We start from the raw sequence: 16,344 nt of genomic DNA, 5'->3' as shown, positions 1-16,344 counted from the left end.
TATCAGCTAAACCACATCGCGTGGAATGGGGCCGCTTCGCAGCCCAGCGCGGGGCAAGCCCGCTCACCACGGCAAGCCCGCTCACCACAGCAAGCCCCCTTACACATTAAGTCTGTCTTTCACCCACCCATCGCCAAACTACCAAGCAACCTAACTATTCCATTTGACTTTCGCTGCCTAGGCAGTAATATCTCGTCACACATTCACTGCCTAGGCAGTAATAAGGTGACTTTCTATGCCGCACTTCACCCCTGACAACTTCCACAACTGCCACCTTGGCCTGTTGCTGGGCCGCGCCGCGATCCTCAAGGACCGCATCATCGACACCCATATGGAACCCCACGGCATCACCGCCGCGCAGTTCAAGGTGTTGATCATCATGGCCCAGTTCGGTGTCGACACCCCGGCGGAGCTATGCCGCAACCTGTCCCTGGATAGCGGCTCGATGACGCGCATGCTCGATCGCCTGGAGCAGAAAGGCTTGCTGTGCCGGCAGCGCTCCGAACAGGACCGGCGCCAGGTGCAACTGGTCCTCACCGCCGACGGCCAGCGCTTGGCGGACATGCTGCCGCACATCGGCGCCGCTGCGCTGAATCAGCTGGCTGGTGTGCTCGAACCTGGCGAGCTGGAAACCCTGGAAAGCATCCTCAAGAAAATTCTGATAGCCGCAGGTGACCCCATCACCCTGCAGCGGGTAGGTAAAGCATGAACACACGCGCCCTATGCCTGGTGCTCATGGCCATGAGCATGGCCGGCTGCGCCAACTACAGCGGCCTCGACACCCAGGGCCAGCGCCTCGATGCCAATACGTTGCAAACCGGCAAGTCCTTGAGTGGGGTGACCCTCTCCAGCGCTGCCTGGCCGAGCGCCGATTGGTGGAAAAGCCTCGGCGACCCGCAGCTCGACGGCCTGATCAACGAAGCCCTGCAAAACAGCCCAGATATGCAAGTAGCCAGCGCCCGTGCGCATCAGGCTCAAGCGGCTGCCTACGCCGCCGACGCCGCGCGCATGCCGACCCTGGATGCCAGTGCCGGTGTGAGCCGTTCGCGCCTGGCCAAAGACCAGGACCCGCGCGGGGAGGGCGATGCCTACTCGACGGTGCGCAACATCGGCGCCAGCTTCAATTACACCTTTGACCTCTGGGGTGGCCAGCGCGCCGCCTGGGAGGCCGCGTTGGGCCAGGCGCGTGCCGCCCAAGTCGATCAACAGGCCGCGCGCCTGACCCTGGCCGCCGATGTGGCCAAGGCCTACAGCGATCTGGGCCAGGCCCATATCGTGCGTGACCTCGCCGAAGAAGACCTCAAGCGCACCCGGCAGATGCTCGAACTGAGCCAGCGTCGCCTGGATTCGGGCATCGACAGCCACTACCAGTACCAGCAAACCGAAAGCCTGGCGGCGAGTTCCGAGTCGCAGTTGATCGATGCGCAAAAACAACTGCAGAGCGCCAAGATCGCCCTGGCGGTGTTGCTCGGTAAAGGCCCGGACCGTGGCGGCGAACTGGCACGTCCGGCCGTGCTCAAGCCCGCCGCTGTGGCGGTGCCTGCGGTGCTGCCCGCCGAGCTGCTGGGCCGGCGCCCCGATCTGATCGCCGCGCGCTGGCGCGTGGAGGCGGCGGGTCGCAATATCGATGCGAGCAAAACCCGCTTCTACCCCAACCTCAATCTCAGCGCCAGCGCCGGCGCCGAGTCGTTGCTGGGCGATGCGATGTTCGGTTCGGCCAGCCGCTTCTTCAATATTGCGCCGACGGTCTCGTTGCCGATCTTCGACGGCGGCCGCCTGCGTGCCGACCTTGACGCCCGCGACGCTGACTACGACCTGGCCGTGGCGCAATACAACAAAACCCTGGTGCAAGCCCTGGGCGATATCGGCAACACCTTGTCGCAACTGCGCGACACCGGCCGGCAGATCCAGGCCCAGCAACACGCTACGGACATTGCCCAGCAGTCCTACGACACGGTGGTCCAGCGCTACGGCTCCGGCATCGGCAGCTACCTGGACGTGCTCAGCATCGAGCAGCAACTGCTGCAGGCCCAGCGTCAGCTGGCGACCCTCAATGCCGGGCAAATCACCCTGTCGATCCAATTGATGCAGGCCCTGGGCGGCGGTTACAGCGCCAGTAATGTCGCGTCGACCACCCCTGCCACCCGCACGGAATAATTCGAGGTATTTGTTATGGCCACTGCCGAACACTCCAACGCCACACCGCAACCGAACACCAACAACAACCCGCGCAAGCGCAAAGTCATGCTGATCGGCCTCGCCTTGATCGTCATCCTGGGCGTGGTCGGCGTGTGGGGTTGGTACGAACTGTACGGGCGCTTCAATGAAAGCACCGACGATGCCTATGTGAATGGCAACGTGGTGGAAATCACCCCGCTGGTCACCGGCACCGTGGTTAGCATCGGCGCCGATGATGGCGACCTGGTGCATGCCGGCCAGGTGCTGGTCAATTTCGACCCGAACGACGCCGCTGTCGGCCTGCAAAGTGCCCAGGCCAATTTGGCGCGCACCGTGCGCCAGGTACGTGGCTTGTACAGCAACGTTGACGGCATGAAAGCCCAGGTCAATGCGCAGAAAGCCGACGTGCAGACTGCTCAGGACAACTACAACCGCCGTAAGACCCTGGCCCAGGGCGGGGCGATTTCCCAGGAAGAACTGTCCCACGCCCGTGACAGCCTGACCGCAGCCAAGAACGCCCTGACCAACCTTGAACAGCAACTCAAAACCACCAACGCCCTGGTGGACGACACGGTGATCAGCTCGCACCCCGACGTGCAGGCCGCCGCCGCGCAACTGCGCCAGGCTTACCTGACCAACGCGCGCAGCACCTTGATCGCGCCGGTCACCGGCTACGTGGCCAAGCGCAGCGTGCAATTGGGCCAGCGCGTGCAACCAGGCACGGCGTTGATGGCGGTGATCCCACTGGACCAGCTGTGGATCGACGCCAACTTCAAGGAAACCCAACTGCGCGATATGCGTATCGGCCAGCCGGTGGACATTGAGTCGGACATCTACGGCAGCGACGTTAAATACAGCGGCACCGTCGACAGCCTCGGCGCCGGAACCGGCAGCGCATTCGCCTTGCTGCCGGCGCAGAACGCCACCGGTAACTGGATCAAAATCGTGCAGCGTGTTCCGGTACGCATCCACATCAACGCCGAAGAACTGGCCAAGCACCCGCTGCGCGTGGGCTTGAGCACGGTGGTCAATGTCGACCTGCATGACCAGAGCGGCCCGGTGCTGGCGCAACAACCGCCGCAGAAGGCGTCGTTCACCACCACGGTGTATGACCAGCAACTGGCCGAGGCCGATGCCATGATCACGCAACTGATCCATGCCAACAGCGTCGCCGCTCCCAAGGCTGCGCAACGCTGATGAGCAAGGAAGCCTCGTTCACGCCGCCCAGCCTGTTGATGGCCACTATTGGCCTGTCGCTGGCGACCTTTATGCAGGTGCTCGACACCACCATCGCCAACGTGGCGTTGCCGACTATCTCCGGCAACCTGGGCGTGAGTTCGGAGCAGGGCACCTGGGTGATCACCTCGTTTGCGGTGAGCAACGCGATTGCCTTGCCGCTCACCGGTTGGTTGAGCCGACGCTTTGGCGAGGTGAAGCTGTTCCTGTGGGCGACCATGTTGTTTGTATTGGCGTCGTTCCTCTGCGGGATTTCCACCTCGATGCCCGAATTGATCGGGTTTCGGGTACTGCAAGGCCTGGTGGCCGGGCCGTTGTACCCGATGACCCAGACGCTGCTGATCGCGGTGTACCCGCCGGCCAAGCGCGGCATGGCCCTGGCGCTGCTGGCGATGGTCACGGTGGTGGCGCCGATTGCCGGGCCGATCCTCGGCGGTTGGATCACTGACAGTTACAGTTGGCCGTGGATCTTCTTTATCAACGTACCCATCGGCATCTTTGCGGTGATGGTGGTGCGCTCGCAGTTGAAGAAACGCCCGGTGCACACCAGTTACCAACCCATGGATTACGTCGGGTTGCTCAGCTTGATCGTCGGGGTTGGCGCGTTGCAGATCATCCTCGACAAGGGCAATGACCTGGATTGGTTCGAATCTAATTTCATCATTATCGGTGCGGCGATCTCGGCGATTGCCCTGGCGGTGTTTGTGATCTGGGAAATGACCGACGAGCATCCGGTGGTCAACCTGCGGCTGTTCGCTTACCGTAACTTCCGCATTGGCACCATCGTGTTGATCCTCGGCTATGCCGGTTTCTTCGGCATCAACCTGATCCTGCCGCAGTGGTTGCAGACCCAGATGGGCTACACCGCCACCTGGGCCGGGCTGGCGGTGGCGCCGATCGGTATTCTGCCGGTGCTGATGTCGCCGTTCGTGGGCAAGTACGCGCACAAGTTCGACTTGCGTCTGCTGGCGGGCCTGGCGTTCCTGGCGATTGGCCTGAGCTGCTTTATGCGCGCGGGCTTCACCAATGAAGTGGACTTTACCCATATCGCCCTGGTGCAACTGTTTATGGGGATCGGCGTGGCATTGTTCTTCATGCCGACCCTGAGCATCCTGATGTCCGACCTGCCTCCGCAGCAGATCGCCGACGGTGCCGGGCTCGCCACGTTCCTGCGTACCCTGGGCGGTAGCTTTGCGGCGTCGCTGACCACTTGGATCTGGATCCGCCGCGCCGACCAGCACCATGCGTACATGAGCGAAAGCATGACGCCCTATGACTCGGCCACCCGCGATGCCCTACAGGCGCTGGGCGGAGCGGGGCAGAAGGCTTATACGCAGTTGGATCACATCCTCACCAGCCAGGCGTACATGATGTCCACCGTGGATTACTTCACGTTGCTGGGCTGGATGTTCATGGCGTTGATGTTGCTGGTGTGGCTGGCCAAGCCGCCGTTTGGTGCCAAGGCAGGGCCGGAAGCGTCCGGCCACTGATTGGCAAAGACTCAAATGCAATCAATTGTGGGAGGGGGCTTGCCCCCCACATTTTGATCTCTATCAGTGGGTTTGAGGATCAGGCGCCAGGCAATGCGAGTTGCGGGTTGACGAAGTCAAACGCCGCCAACTGAAAGCCTTGCTCATCCACCTGCAACGCCCAACCCTGCTTGTCCCAATCCCCGAGCACAATGCGCCGGGCAGCCTGGTCGCCGATCTGCAGCTTGTGGATCGCCGGGCGGTGGGTATGGCCGTGCACGAGTGTGCGCACGCCGAAGTGCTGCATGACCCGCGGCACTTCCTCGGGGGTGACATCCACAATGTCATTGGCCTTCATGCGCGTTTGCGCCCGGCTCTCGCTGCGCAGCTTACGCGCCAGCTTGTGGCGGCTGCCCAAGGGCAGATGGCGCAGGATAAACAGCACAATGGGGTTGCGCAGGATGCGCCGCAACTTCATATAGCCAAGGTCGCGGGTGCACAGGCTGTCGCCGTGCATCAGCAGCACGGGCTCACCGTGCAGTTGCACCACGCTCGGGTCTTTAAGCAGGGTGGCGCCGGCGGCTTTGCAGAACGCCTTGCCGAGCAAGAAATCGCGGTTGCCGTGCATGATGAAAATCGCGGTGCCGCTGTCGCTCAGTTCACGCAGGTGCGCGCAAATCGAGCGTTGGAATTCGGTCATCCCATCGTCGCCAATCCAGGCTTCGAAGAAGTCCCCCAGAATGTACAACGCCTGGGCACCACGGGCGCGGCCGTGGAGCAGATCCAGAAACGCCCGGGTGATGTCCGGGCGCTCCTCTTCCAGATGCAAATCTGAAATCAGCAATATCACCCAACGATCTCGGCTTTCTCGATGATCACGTCGTCTGCAGGCACGTCCTGATGGCCGGCCTTGGAGGTGGTGGACACGCCTTTGATCTTGTCGACTACATCGGTGCCTTCGGTGACTTTACCGAACACCGCATAACCCCAGCCCTGCACGTTCTTGCCGCTGTGGTTGAGGAAGGTGTTGTCGGCCACGTTGATGAAGAACTGCGCGGAGGCCGAATGCGGCTCCATGGTACGGGCCATGGCGACGGTGTACTTGTCGTTGGAGAGGCCGTTGTCCGCTTCGTTCTGGATGCTTGGGCGCTTGTCTTTCTTTTCTTTCATGCCTGGCTCGAAACCGCCGCCCTGGATCATGAAGTTGCCGATGACACGGTGGAAAACGGTGTTTTCGTAGTGGCCGGCTTTAACGTATTCGATGAAGTTGGCGACGGTGATCGGCGCTTTCTCGGCGTTCAGCTCGATGACGATGTCACCGTGGTTGGTGGTCAATTTGACTTGAGTCATGTGCACTACTCTTTTCAGGGAATTCGTGGGCTTGGGCGCGCAGAGCGCCTGACCTGTCTGGCTAAACGGCGGCCAAGGCGCGCAGTTTAGCGTGCCCGGCGGGAATTTCGAGGTGGTTTTTTACCGCCCGTGCATTAAATGCAGCAGTTTTGGGCCACGCTCTGTCAGCGGCTTGACCGCTTCGGCTATGATAAGCCCTTTGTTTTATCTGGCCGCAAACGGCCACGAACCTGTCTGTTCAAGGATCCTATGAGCAAGCCCACTGTCGACCCTACCTCGAATTCCAAGGCCGGACCTGCCGTCCCGGTCAATTTCCTGCGCCCGATCATCCAGGCGGACCTGGATTCGGGCAAGCACACGCAGATCGTCACCCGTTTCCCGCCTGAGCCCAACGGCTACCTGCACATCGGTCACGCCAAGTCGATCTGTGTGAACTTCGGCCTGGCCCAGGAATTCGGCGGCGTCACGCACCTGCGTTTCGACGACACCAACCCGGCCAAGGAAGACCAGGAATACATCGACGCCATCGAAAGCGACGTGAAGTGGCTGGGTTTCGAATGGTCCGGTGAAGTGCGCTATGCCTCGCAGTACTTCGACCAGTTGCACGACTGGGCCGTGGAGTTGATCAAGGCCGGCAAGGCCTACGTCGACGATCTGAGCCCGGAGCAAGCCAAGGAATACCGTGGCACGCTGACCGAACCGGGCAAGAACAGCCCGTTCCGCGACCGTTCGGTGCAAGAGAACCTGGACTGGTTCGCCCGCATGCGCGCCGGTGAGTTCCCGGACGGCGCCCGCGTACTGCGCGCCAAGATCGACATGGCCTCGCCGAACATGAACCTGCGCGACCCGATCATGTACCGCATCCGCCACGCCCATCACCACCAGACCGGCGACAAGTGGTGCATCTACCCCAACTACGACTTCACCCACGGCCAGTCGGACGCCATCGAAGGCATCACTCATTCGATCTGCACCCTTGAGTTCGAGAGCCATCGTCCGCTGTATGAGTGGTTCCTGGACAACCTGCCGGTGCCGGCCCATCCGCGCCAGTACGAGTTCAGCCGCCTGAACCTGAACTACACCATCACCAGCAAGCGCAAGCTCAAGCAGTTGGTGGACGAACAGCACGTCAACGGCTGGGACGATCCGCGTATGTCCACGCTGTCGGGCTTCCGCCGTCGTGGCTACACGCCGGCTTCGATCCGTAACTTCTGCGAAATGGTTGGTACTAACCGCTCCGACGGCGTGGTGGACTACGGCATGCTCGAATTCAGCATCCGCCAGGACCTCGACGCCAACGCGCCGCGCGCCATGTGCGTACTGCGTCCGTTGAAAGTGGTGATCACCAACTACCCGGAAGATAAGGTCGACCACCTCGAACTGCCGCGTCATCCGCAGAACGAAGCCCTCGGCGTGCGCAAGCTGCCGTTCGCCCGTGAAATCTACATCGACCGTGACGACTTCATGGAAGAGCCGCCAAAAGGCTACAAGCGCCTGGAGCCGAACGGCGAAGTGCGCCTGCGCGGCAGCTACGTGATCCGTGCCGACGAAGCGATCAAGGACGCCGACGGCAACATCGTCGAACTGCGTTGCTCGTACGACCCGGACACCCTGGGCAAGAACCCTGAAGGCCGCAAGGTCAAGGGCGTGATCCACTGGGTGCCGGCCGCCGCCAGCGTCGAGTGCGAAGTGCGTCTGTACGATCGTCTGTTCCGCTCGCCGAATCCCGAGAAGGCCGAAGACAGCGCCAGTTTCCTCGACAACATCAACCCTGACTCCCTGCAAGTACTCACTGGTTGTCGTGCCGAGCCATCGCTTGGTGACGCACAGCCGGAAGACCGTTTCCAGTTCGAGCGCGAAGGCTACTTCTGCGCGGATATCAAGGACTCGAAACCTGGTGCTCCGGTATTCAACCGTACCGTGACCCTGCGCGATTCGTGGGGCCAGTGATTCTCTAAGGAAGCCGTTGTGCTAACGATCTACAACACACTCAGCAAGACCAAAGAAGTCTTCAAGCCGCTCGATGGCAACAAGGTGCGCATGTACGTGTGCGGCATGACCGTGTACGACTACTGCCACATCGGCCACGGCCGCAGCATGGTGGCCTTCGACCTGGTCACCCGCTGGCTGCGTTTCAGCGGCTATGACCTGACCTACGTGCGTAACATCACCGACATCGACGACAAGATCATCAATCGCGCCAACGAAAACGGCGAGTCGTTCGACGCGTTGACCGAGCGCATGATCGCCGCGATGCACGAAGACGAGGCGCGCCTCAACATCCTCAAACCGGACATGGAACCGCGCGCCACCGACCACATCGCCGGCATGCACGCAATGATCCAGGCCCTGATCGACAAGGGTTACGCCTACGCGCCGGGCAATGGCGACGTGTACTACCGCGTGGCCAAGTTCATGGGCTACGGCAAGCTGTCGCGCAAGAAAATCGAAGACCTGCGCATCGGCGCGCGCATCGAAGTCGACGAGGCCAAGCAAGACCCGCTGGACTTCGTGCTGTGGAAAGCCACCAAGCCCGGCGAGCCGAGCTGGGAGTCGCCGTGGGGCGCAGGCCGCCCGGGCTGGCACATCGAATGCTCGGTGATGTCGACCTGCTGCCTGGGCGAGACCTTCGACATTCATGGCGGCGGCAGCGACCTGGAGTTCCCGCACCACGAAAACGAAATCGCCCAGAGCGAAGCCGCCACCGGCAAGACCTACGCCAACGCCTGGATGCACTGCGGCATGATCCGCATCAATGGCGAGAAGATGTCCAAGTCCTTGAACAACTTCTTCACCATCCGCGACGTGCTGGAAAAGTACCACCCGGAAGTGGTGCGTTACCTGCTGGTGTCCAGCCACTACCGCAGCGCCATCAACTACTCGGAAGACAACCTCAAGGACGCCAAGGGCGCCCTGGAGCGGTTCTACCACGCGTTGAAGGGCTTGCCCGCCGTTGCACCTGCCGGCGGCGAAGCCTTCGTGGCACGCTTTACCGAAGTCATGAACGACGACTTCGGCACGCCGGAAGCCTGCGCGGTGCTGTTCGAAATGGTGCGCGAGATCAACCGCCTGCGCGAGAGCGACCTCGACGCGGCGGCAGGCCTGGCGGCACGCTTGAAAGAACTGGCGAGCGTGTTGGGCGTGCTGCAGATGGAAGCCGACGACTTCCTGCAAGCCGGCGCCGAAGGGCGTGTGGATGCGTCTGAAGTCGATGCGCTGATCCAGGCGCGTCTGGCTGCGCGGGCCAACAAGGACTGGGCGGAATCCGACCGTATCCGTGACCAACTGACCGCGATGGGTGTGGTGTTGGAAGACGGCAAAGGCGGCACGACCTGGCGGTTGGCTGATCAAGCTTGACCGTTGATTGCTGAATAAAAAACGCCCCGACTGGTTCGGGGCTTTTTTTGCATACCGTTTTAGTGAGCGGCTCATCCGATCCCGTGTGGGAGGGGCGGCGCGACGATTCGACTTGCCCCCGATAGCGGTGGGTCAGCCAACATACCTGCCAACAGCGCCGCCGCCTTCGAAGCCTCGCTAAAGCTCGACATCTCCCACAGGGGATTGGCGGTATCCATGAGATCTGCAGCCCGGCTGCTTTCTATCTGCCAACAACGATCAAGTGTGGGAGGGGGCTTGCCCCCGATAGCGGTGGGTCAGCCAACATACCTGCCAACAGTACCGCCGCCTTCGAAGCCTCGCTAAAGCTCGACATCTCCCACAGGGGATTGGCGGTATCCTTGAGATGTACAGCCGGGCTGCTTTCTATCTGCCAGCAACGATCAAGTGTGGGAGGGGGCTTGCCCCCGATTGCGGCTCAGCCAGCTCATTTGTAGCTGGTCCACCGTCATCGGGGGCAAGCCCCTCATACATTTGTTGACCTTGCAGGCTTTCAGCGCTCAGCGCCGGCTGCTGACCTCAGCCGGCACATCATCCCCGGCCATGCGCTTGCGAAACAGCGCCGTGCGGGCTAGCAATACTGTGGTCACCGGCACGGTGATCGACAGCAGAATCGGGATCAACCAGCCATGCAGCACCGGCCCGGATTTGAGCACCGAAAAGTAGATGATCGACGCCAACGCCACGCACCACGCGCCCAATGTCGAGGCCAGGGCCGGTGGGTGCATGCGCTGGAAGAAGTCCTTCATGCGCAGCAGCCCCAGTGCGCCAATCAGTGCAAACAGGCTGCTGAGTACCAGCAGCACGCCCACCACGATTTCCATCCATATCGGCATCATTCAATCACCTCTCCACGCAGCAGGAATTTGGCCAGGGCAAACGAGCCCACGAAGCCGAACAGCGCGATCAGCAGCGCCGCTTCGAAGTAGGTGTCACTGGCATAACGAATGCCCAGCACCAGCATCATCAGCATTGCCAGGATGTACAGATAGTCCAGGGCCAGAACCCGGTCTTGGGCCGATGGGCCTTTGAACAGGCGTATCAGGGTCAGCACCATGGCCAGGGAAAACAGGAACAGGCTGAACAGGATCGCGTTGGCGAGCAGGGGGCTCATTCGAAGATCTCCATCAGGGGCCGCTCGTAGGTGGTTTTGAAGTGCTCGATAAACTGCGCTTCATCGTCCAGATCGAACACGTGCAGCAGCAGGATGCTGCGGTCCAGAGCCAGTTCCGACCAAATGGTGCCGGGCACCACGGTGGTGATCATCGACAGCGCCGCCAGGCCGTTGGGGTCACGCAGGTCCAAGGGGATCTTGATAAAGCACGAGCGCGGCGGGCGCGAGCCGCAGGTCAGCACGCCCCAGGCCACTTGCAGGTTGGACACGATCACGTCGCGCCCCACCAGCAGCAACAGGCGCAGAATCACGCCCGGACGGCGGATGCGGATCGGCAGCGGCCGCAACGGTGCCATCATCAGCGGGGCCAGAAAGCCCAGCAAAGCGCCGAGCAGCAGATTGCCAGGGCTGACGGACAGGTTCAGCACCAGCCACAGCAGCCACAACGCCAGGGATAGCCACGGGGCAGGGAATAGGCGCTTCATGGTTGCACCTGTGCGGCAGTGGCCTTGGCTTCAGGGCTGGGCTCCGGGCGCGTGGCCATGACGGCCATCACGTACTGCTCGGGGTTGTTCAGACTCTGGGCGGTGGCCTGGGTGTAGCGCATCAGCGGTTCTGCCTTGAAGGTCAGCGCGATGCTCAGCCCCAGTAAAAAGAAGATCGGCAGGCATTCATAGCGACGCAGCAGTGGCGACGGGCGTTCTTCCGGGGTCCAGAAGCGCTGGATGCCCATACGCGCAAACGCGATCAGCGAGGCCAGGCCGGACAGGATCAACAGCACCACCAGGCCCCACGCGGCGGGCCGGATCGGCGCGTCGGCGCTGGCACCGAGGCCCAACGGGTTGACCAGCGCGCTCAACAGGCTGAGCTTGCCGATAAACCCGGACAGCGGCGGCATGCCGATAATCAGCAGGGCGCAGGCCACGAAGCTCAAGCCGAGGAAGGCCATGGTCCAGGGGATCACCTGGCCGATCACGGCTTTCTGCTCGTCGTCCAGGTTCACGCCGGGCCGAGGGTGTAGGGACTCCATGGCTTTGGGCAAGGCGTCGATTTCTTCATCCAGCGGCAGGTCGTTGGCCGAGCGCGAACGCTCGATCAGTTCGGCCAACAGGAACAGGGCACTCAAGGCCAGGGTGGAGCTGACCAGATAGAACAACGCGCCAGCGGTCAGGCTCGGTTGGGCGAAGCCTACCGCCGATAGCAGGATCCCAGCCGAGACCAGGATACTCAGGCTCGCCATGCGCTCCAGCCGCTGCGCCGCTACCATCGCCAGCGCCGCGCAGATGATCGTGGCCATGCCGCCGTACACCAGCCAGTCGCCGCCGAACAATGCCGACGCGCCGGCCTGGCCGGAGAACAGCAGGGTCCACAAACGCAGCACGGTGTACACGCCGACCTTGGTCATGATCGCGAACATCGCCGCCACCGGCGCACTGGCCGAAGAGTAGGCCGGCGCCAACCAGAAGTTCAGCGGCCACATGCCAGCCTTGGCCAGGAACGCGGTGGCGAGGATCGCCGCACCGGCGTGCAGCAAGCCGCGATCGGCCTCGGGCACCAGCGGGATTTTCAGCGCCAGGTCGGCGAAGTTCAGCGTGCCGGTGACGCCGTAGATCATCGCCGCGCCGATCAGGAACAGCGACGACGCCAACAAGTTGATCGCGATGTAATGCAGCCCCGACGATACCCGCGCGCGGCCGGAGCCATGCAACATCAACCCGTAGGACGCGGCCAGCAGCACCTCGAAAAATACGAACAGGTTGAACAGGTCTGCGGTGAGGAATGCACCGTACAGGCCCATCATCTGGATCTGGAACAGCGCGTGGAAACTGGTGCCGGCGCGGTCCCAGCGTGCCATGGCGAACAGCAGCGCACTGACGCCGATGATCCCGGTGAGCACCAGCATCAGCGCCGACAGTTGGTCCACCACCAGCACAATACCGAACGGCACTTGCCAGTTGCCCGGCAGGTACACACCGATGGAGCCGGGGCCGTCTTGCTGCGTCCAGTACAGCAGCAGGATCGCGGTGGCGAGGCCAAGCATGCTGGAAAACAGGTTGATACGCGCCTTGAGTGGCCGGCGTTTCTCGCTGAGCATCAGCATCAGCGCGGCGGTCAGCAACGGCAGCAGGATCGGCGCGACGATCAGTTGGTTCACCCACGTCATTCCTTGGGCTCCCGGCCATCCACATGGTCGGTGCCGGTCAGGCCCCGCGATGCCAACAGCACCACCAGAAACAGCGCGGTCATGGCGAAGCTGATCACGATGGCGGTCAGCACCAGGGCCTGGGGCAGGGGGTCGGTGTAGTGCAATAGGTCCTGCGGCACGCCGTCCTTGATGATCGGCTCCTTGCCGATAAACAGGCTGCCCATGCTGAAAATGAACAGGTTGACCCCGTAGGACAGCAGGCACAGGCCCATCACCACCTGGAAAGTCCGTGGTCGTAGGACCAGCCACACCCCCGACGCCGCTAGGACCCCAATGGCAATTGCGATGACTTCTTCCATCAGGCGGCTCCTTCGGTTGCAGCGACTGCTTTAGGCTGGTTGCTCGGTTTATGCGCACGCACCGATTGGTGGCCGAGGGCGGTGAGCATCAATAGGGTCGAACCGACCACCATGGCGTACACGCCCACATCGAAGAACAACGCGCTGGCGATATGGATATCCCCCAGCACCGGCACGCTCAGATGCAGGGTGTGGGTGGTGAGGAACGGATAGCCGAAGCACAGCGCACCGAGCCCGGTGAGGGTCGCGGAAAACAAACCGAAGCCCATCCAGCGCATCGGCCGCAGGCTCATCTGCGCCTCGACCCACTGGGTGCCGGCCACCATGTACTGCAGGATAAACGCCACCGACATCACCAGGCCCGCGACAAAACCGCCGCCCGGTTGGTTGTGGCCGCGCATAAACAGATAAAACGACACCACCAGCGCAATCGGCAGCAGCAAGCGCACCAGCACCGCCGGCACCATCATAAAGCCCAGGGCGGTGTCGCTGGCCTGGCGTGGGTTGACCAGGTCGGTGGCCACGTCCGGCGCCAACTGCCGTTGTTGTGGCGGCAGCTCCATACTTTCCTTGGATGGGCGGAAACGCCGCAGCAGGGCGTAGACCGTCAGCGCCACGGCGCCGAGCACGGTGATTTCGCCCAGGGTATCGAAGCCCCGGAAGTCCACCAGCATCACGTTCACCACATTGCTGCCGCCGCCTTCGGGCAGGGCGCGGCTGAGGTAGAACGAGGAGATATCGTTGGGGGTCTGGCGGGTCAGCATCGCGTAGGACAGCAACGCCATGCCACCACCCACCACGGTGGACAGCAGGAAGTCGCGGACCCGGCGCACCCTGGCCCTGCGCAAGGTATTAGGCAGCGGCGAAACCTCTTCGATCCGCCGTGGCAGCCAGCGCAGGCCGAGCAGGATCAGCACGGTGGTCACCACTTCCACCACCAGTTGGGTCAGGGCCAGGTCCGGCGCCGAGAACCACACGAATGTAATGCAGGTCATCAGCCCGCACACGCTGACCATGGTCAGGGCGGCAAGCCGGTGGTACTTGGCTTGCCAGGCGGCGCCCAGGGCGCAGGCGATCGCCAGCACCCACAGGGTTACGAACACCACCGAACCGGGGATTTTCGGACGGTCGCCCCAACTCAGGCCGCTGTTGACCATGGGGATCAGGCCGCCGATCACCGCCACCAACACCAGCAGGAACAACTGCGGTTGCAGGCGCTTGGTGCTGATGCGTTTTTCGATCCTGCGCACGCCGCGCATCATCACCACCAGGCTGCGTTCGAAGCCGCGCTTGCCGTTGAAATAACTGATCACCGGCGGGTACTTGAAACGGCCGCGCTTGAGCTGTTTGCGTAGCATCAGGTACAGCACCACACCGCCGGACATCGCCACCAGGCTCATGATCATCGGTGCGTTCCAGCCGTGCCAGATCGCCAGGCTGTACTCGGGCAGCACGCCGCCCACCACCGGCAACGCGGCCGCGGCGAGGATCGAACCGACTATCTGCGCTGGAAAAATCCCCACCAGCAGGCAGGTGAATACAAGCAGCTCCACCGGTGCGCGCATCCAGCGCGGTGGCTCGTGGGGGGTGTGGGGCAGGTTGGTGGGGGGCGGGCCGAAGAATACATCCACGGTAAAACGCAGTGCGTAGGCGACGCTGAAGGTGCCGGCAATGGTGGCGATCACCGGCAATGCGATTTCCACCCATTTTGTCGCCGAGATAAATACGGTTTCGGCGAAGAACATCTCTTTGGACAGGAAACCATTGAGCAACGGCACGCCGGCCATGGACGCACTGGCCACCATCGCCAGGGTCGCGGTGAACGGGATCAGGCGCACCAGGCCGCTGAGTTTGCGGATATCCCGCGTGCCACTTTCGTGGTCGATGATGCCCGCAGCCATAAACAGCGAGGCTTTAAAAGTGGCGTGGTTGAGGATGTGGAACACGGCGGCCACGGCGGCCAGCGGGCTGTTGAGGCCCAGCAGCAAGGTGATCAGCCCGAGGTGGCTGATGGTGGAATAGGCCAGCAGGCCCTTGAGGTCGTTTTGGAACATGGCGCAGTAAGCGCCGAGGAGGAGGGTGAGGGCGCCGGCACCGCCGACGATCCAGAACCATTCTTCGCTGCCGGACAGCGACGGCCACAGGCGGGCCAGCAGGAACACGCCGGCCTTCACCATCGTCGCCGAGTGCAGGTAGGCCGAAACCGGCGTGGGCGCGGCCATGGCGTGGGGCAGCCAGAAATGGAACGGAAACTGCGCACTCTTGCTCAAGGCACCGATCAGCACCAGCGCGAGCATCACCGGGTACAGCGCGTGCGCACGAATCTGATCGCCCGCCGCCAGTACCAGGTCCAGGTCGTAGCTGCCGACGATATGCCCCAGCAGCATCACGCCCGCCAGCAGGCACAGACCGCCCGCGCCGGTGACCATCAGCGCCATATAGGCACCGCGTCGCGCATCGGCGCGGTGGTGCCAATAGCCGATCAGCAGGAACGAGAACAGGCTGGTCAGCTCCCAGAAAAACACGATTTGGATCAGATTGCCGGAGATCACCAGGCCCAGCATGGCGCCCATAAAGGCCAGGAAAAACGCGAAGAAGCGCGGCACCGGGTCGTCCGGCGACATGTAATAACGCGCATACAGCGACACCAGTGTGCCGATGCCCAGCACCAGCATCGAGAACAGCCAGGCGAAGCCATCCATGCGCAGCACGAAATTCAGCCCGAGGCTGGGCAGCCACATGAATTCTTCGCGAATCACGCCGCCGTAGGCGACCTGGGGGTACAGCAAGGCGACTTGAATGGTGCCGACCAGCGCCACCAGGCCGGCCAGCAGGGATTCGGTATTACGTGCGTTATGCGGCAGCAATGCCGCCAGACAGCTGCCGATAAAAGGCAGAAGCAGTAGAACTATCAGGGACATAGGCTTCTAATCTGCGGGAGTTTGGGATGCATCATACGTGCCGCTTTCTGGATCACCAAACGGCAAGATGTGGCAGGATCCTACAGAGGCAGTTGAAGACGGCTACAAGCGGCAAGCTGCAAGAGAACCAGCCGGCCGCGTATTTCGTACGGCTTGTGGCTGACAGCTTAGACCA

The 16,344-nt window shown here is 62.3% G+C and carries 14 protein-coding genes; 6 read left to right on the top strand and 8 right to left on the bottom strand.

Annotated elements, in window-relative coordinates:
- Positions 1 to 235: 235 nt before the first annotated feature.
- From HRH33_RS17015 to HRH33_RS17000, 4 genes are read left to right on the top strand one after another with little or no spacing between them, the layout of a single operon-like run.
- Positions 236 to 709 (top strand): MarR family winged helix-turn-helix transcriptional regulator, encoded by a 474-nt coding sequence (locus HRH33_RS17015; RefSeq protein ID WP_034138617.1) that lies wholly within the window; start codon positions 236 to 238, stop codon positions 707 to 709.
- Positions 706 to 2,157 (top strand): efflux transporter outer membrane subunit, encoded by a 1,452-nt coding sequence (locus HRH33_RS17010; protein ID WP_034098788.1) that lies wholly within the window; start codon positions 706 to 708, stop codon positions 2,155 to 2,157. The genes HRH33_RS17015 and HRH33_RS17010 overlap by 4 nt, the downstream gene beginning before the upstream one ends.
- Positions 2,158 to 2,172: 15 nt before the next feature.
- A complete protein-coding gene (locus HRH33_RS17005; RefSeq protein WP_034098786.1) occupies positions 2,173 to 3,375 on the top strand; it encodes an HlyD/EmrA/EmrK family protein in 1,203 nt (400 codons plus the stop codon).
- Positions 3,375 to 4,904 (top strand): DHA2 family efflux MFS transporter permease subunit, encoded by a 1,530-nt coding sequence (locus HRH33_RS17000; RefSeq protein WP_034098778.1) that lies wholly within the window; start codon positions 3,375 to 3,377, stop codon positions 4,902 to 4,904. The genes HRH33_RS17005 and HRH33_RS17000 overlap by 1 nt, the downstream gene beginning before the upstream one ends.
- Before the next feature lie 79 nt (positions 4,905 to 4,983).
- Here the strand turns inward: HRH33_RS17000 and lpxH are convergent, their stop codons facing one another.
- Both lpxH and HRH33_RS16990 read right to left on the bottom strand, forming a co-directional pair.
- A complete protein-coding gene (lpxH, locus tag HRH33_RS16995) occupies positions 4,984 to 5,733 on the bottom strand; it encodes a UDP-2,3-diacylglucosamine diphosphatase (RefSeq protein ID WP_034138614.1) in 750 nt (249 codons plus the stop codon).
- Positions 5,730 to 6,233, bottom strand: a complete 504-nt coding sequence (locus tag HRH33_RS16990) for a peptidylprolyl isomerase (RefSeq protein WP_167417751.1) — start codon at positions 6,231 to 6,233, stop codon at positions 5,730 to 5,732. Before HRH33_RS16990 ends, lpxH begins: the two co-directional genes overlap by 4 nt.
- Positions 6,234 to 6,482: 249 nt before the next feature.
- On the opposite strand from HRH33_RS16990, the gene HRH33_RS16985 reads away from it, so the two are divergent.
- Together HRH33_RS16985 and cysS are read left to right on the top strand one after the other, a co-directional pair.
- Positions 6,483 to 8,183 carry a glutamine--tRNA ligase/YqeY domain fusion protein gene (locus tag HRH33_RS16985; RefSeq protein WP_034114225.1) on the top strand — a complete coding sequence of 567 codons (1,701 nt, stop codon included), beginning with the start codon at positions 6,483 to 6,485 and terminating at the stop codon, positions 8,181 to 8,183.
- Between the two features lie 18 nt (positions 8,184 to 8,201).
- Entirely contained in the window at positions 8,202 to 9,590 is a 1,389-nt protein-coding gene (gene cysS, locus HRH33_RS16980; protein WP_167417752.1) for a cysteine--tRNA ligase, read from the top strand.
- A gap of 539 nt (positions 9,591 to 10,129) precedes the next feature.
- Here cysS and HRH33_RS16975 read toward each other — a convergent pair.
- The 6 genes from HRH33_RS16975 to HRH33_RS16950 are packed head-to-tail and all read right to left on the bottom strand — an operon-like array spanning position 10,130 to position 16,169.
- A complete protein-coding gene (locus HRH33_RS16975; RefSeq protein ID WP_034138609.1) occupies positions 10,130 to 10,468 on the bottom strand; it encodes a Na+/H+ antiporter subunit G in 339 nt (112 codons plus the stop codon).
- Entirely contained in the window at positions 10,465 to 10,743 is a 279-nt protein-coding gene (locus HRH33_RS16970; RefSeq protein ID WP_034098763.1) for a K+/H+ antiporter subunit F, read from the bottom strand. The genes HRH33_RS16975 and HRH33_RS16970 overlap by 4 nt, the downstream gene beginning before the upstream one ends.
- Positions 10,740 to 11,228 (bottom strand): Na+/H+ antiporter subunit E, encoded by a 489-nt coding sequence (locus tag HRH33_RS16965; protein WP_034138608.1) that lies wholly within the window; start codon positions 11,226 to 11,228, stop codon positions 10,740 to 10,742. Before HRH33_RS16965 ends, HRH33_RS16970 begins: the two co-directional genes overlap by 4 nt.
- On the bottom strand, positions 11,225 to 12,907 hold the full coding sequence (locus tag HRH33_RS16960; protein ID WP_167417753.1) for a monovalent cation/H+ antiporter subunit D: 1,683 nt from the start codon (positions 12,905 to 12,907) through the stop codon (positions 11,225 to 11,227). Before HRH33_RS16960 ends, HRH33_RS16965 begins: the two co-directional genes overlap by 4 nt.
- Positions 12,904 to 13,248 (bottom strand): Na+/H+ antiporter subunit C, encoded by a 345-nt coding sequence (locus HRH33_RS16955; RefSeq protein WP_003202835.1) that lies wholly within the window; start codon positions 13,246 to 13,248, stop codon positions 12,904 to 12,906. The genes HRH33_RS16960 and HRH33_RS16955 overlap by 4 nt, the downstream gene beginning before the upstream one ends.
- Positions 13,248 to 16,169, bottom strand: coding sequence for a monovalent cation/H+ antiporter subunit A (locus HRH33_RS16950; RefSeq protein ID WP_167417754.1), 2,922 nt, complete (start codon positions 16,167 to 16,169; stop codon positions 13,248 to 13,250). Before HRH33_RS16950 ends, HRH33_RS16955 begins: the two co-directional genes overlap by 1 nt.
- Between the last annotated feature and the right edge of the window lie 175 nt (positions 16,170 to 16,344).

The sequence above is a fragment of the Pseudomonas rhodesiae genome, assembly GCF_013285305.1.
GTDB lineage: Bacteria > Pseudomonadota > Gammaproteobacteria > Pseudomonadales > Pseudomonadaceae > Aquipseudomonas > Aquipseudomonas rhodesiae.
Note: the sequence above shows the minus strand (reverse complement) of the source record. Positions and strands in the feature narration are given on the sequence as shown.

Bases quoted from the DNA above. Each gene is read 5' to 3' on its own strand.
- HRH33_RS17005 (WP_034098786.1), top strand. From the start codon at position 2,173: ATGGCCACTGCCGAACACTCCAACGCCACACCGCAACCGAACACCAAC.
- HRH33_RS16990 (WP_167417751.1), bottom strand. From the start codon at position 6,233: ATGACTCAAGTCAAATTGACCACCAACCACGGTGACATCGTCATCGAG.
- HRH33_RS17010 (WP_034098788.1), top strand. From the start codon at position 706: ATGAACACACGCGCCCTATGCCTGGTGCTCATGGCCATGAGCATGGCC.
- HRH33_RS16960 (WP_167417753.1), bottom strand. From the start codon at position 12,907: ATGACGTGGGTGAACCAACTGATCGTCGCGCCGATCCTGCTGCCGTTG.
- HRH33_RS16955 (WP_003202835.1), bottom strand. From the start codon at position 13,248: ATGGAAGAAGTCATCGCAATTGCCATTGGGGTCCTAGCGGCGTCGGGG.
- HRH33_RS17015 (WP_034138617.1), top strand. From the start codon at position 236: ATGCCGCACTTCACCCCTGACAACTTCCACAACTGCCACCTTGGCCTG.
- HRH33_RS17000 (WP_034098778.1), top strand. From the start codon at position 3,375: ATGAGCAAGGAAGCCTCGTTCACGCCGCCCAGCCTGTTGATGGCCACT.
- HRH33_RS16985 (WP_034114225.1), top strand. From the start codon at position 6,483: ATGAGCAAGCCCACTGTCGACCCTACCTCGAATTCCAAGGCCGGACCT.
- HRH33_RS16975 (WP_034138609.1), bottom strand. From the start codon at position 10,468: ATGATGCCGATATGGATGGAAATCGTGGTGGGCGTGCTGCTGGTACTC.
- HRH33_RS16965 (WP_034138608.1), bottom strand. From the start codon at position 11,228: ATGAAGCGCCTATTCCCTGCCCCGTGGCTATCCCTGGCGTTGTGGCTG.
- HRH33_RS16950 (WP_167417754.1), bottom strand. From the start codon at position 16,169: ATGTCCCTGATAGTTCTACTGCTTCTGCCTTTTATCGGCAGCTGTCTG.
- HRH33_RS16970 (WP_034098763.1), bottom strand. From the start codon at position 10,743: ATGAGCCCCCTGCTCGCCAACGCGATCCTGTTCAGCCTGTTCCTGTTT.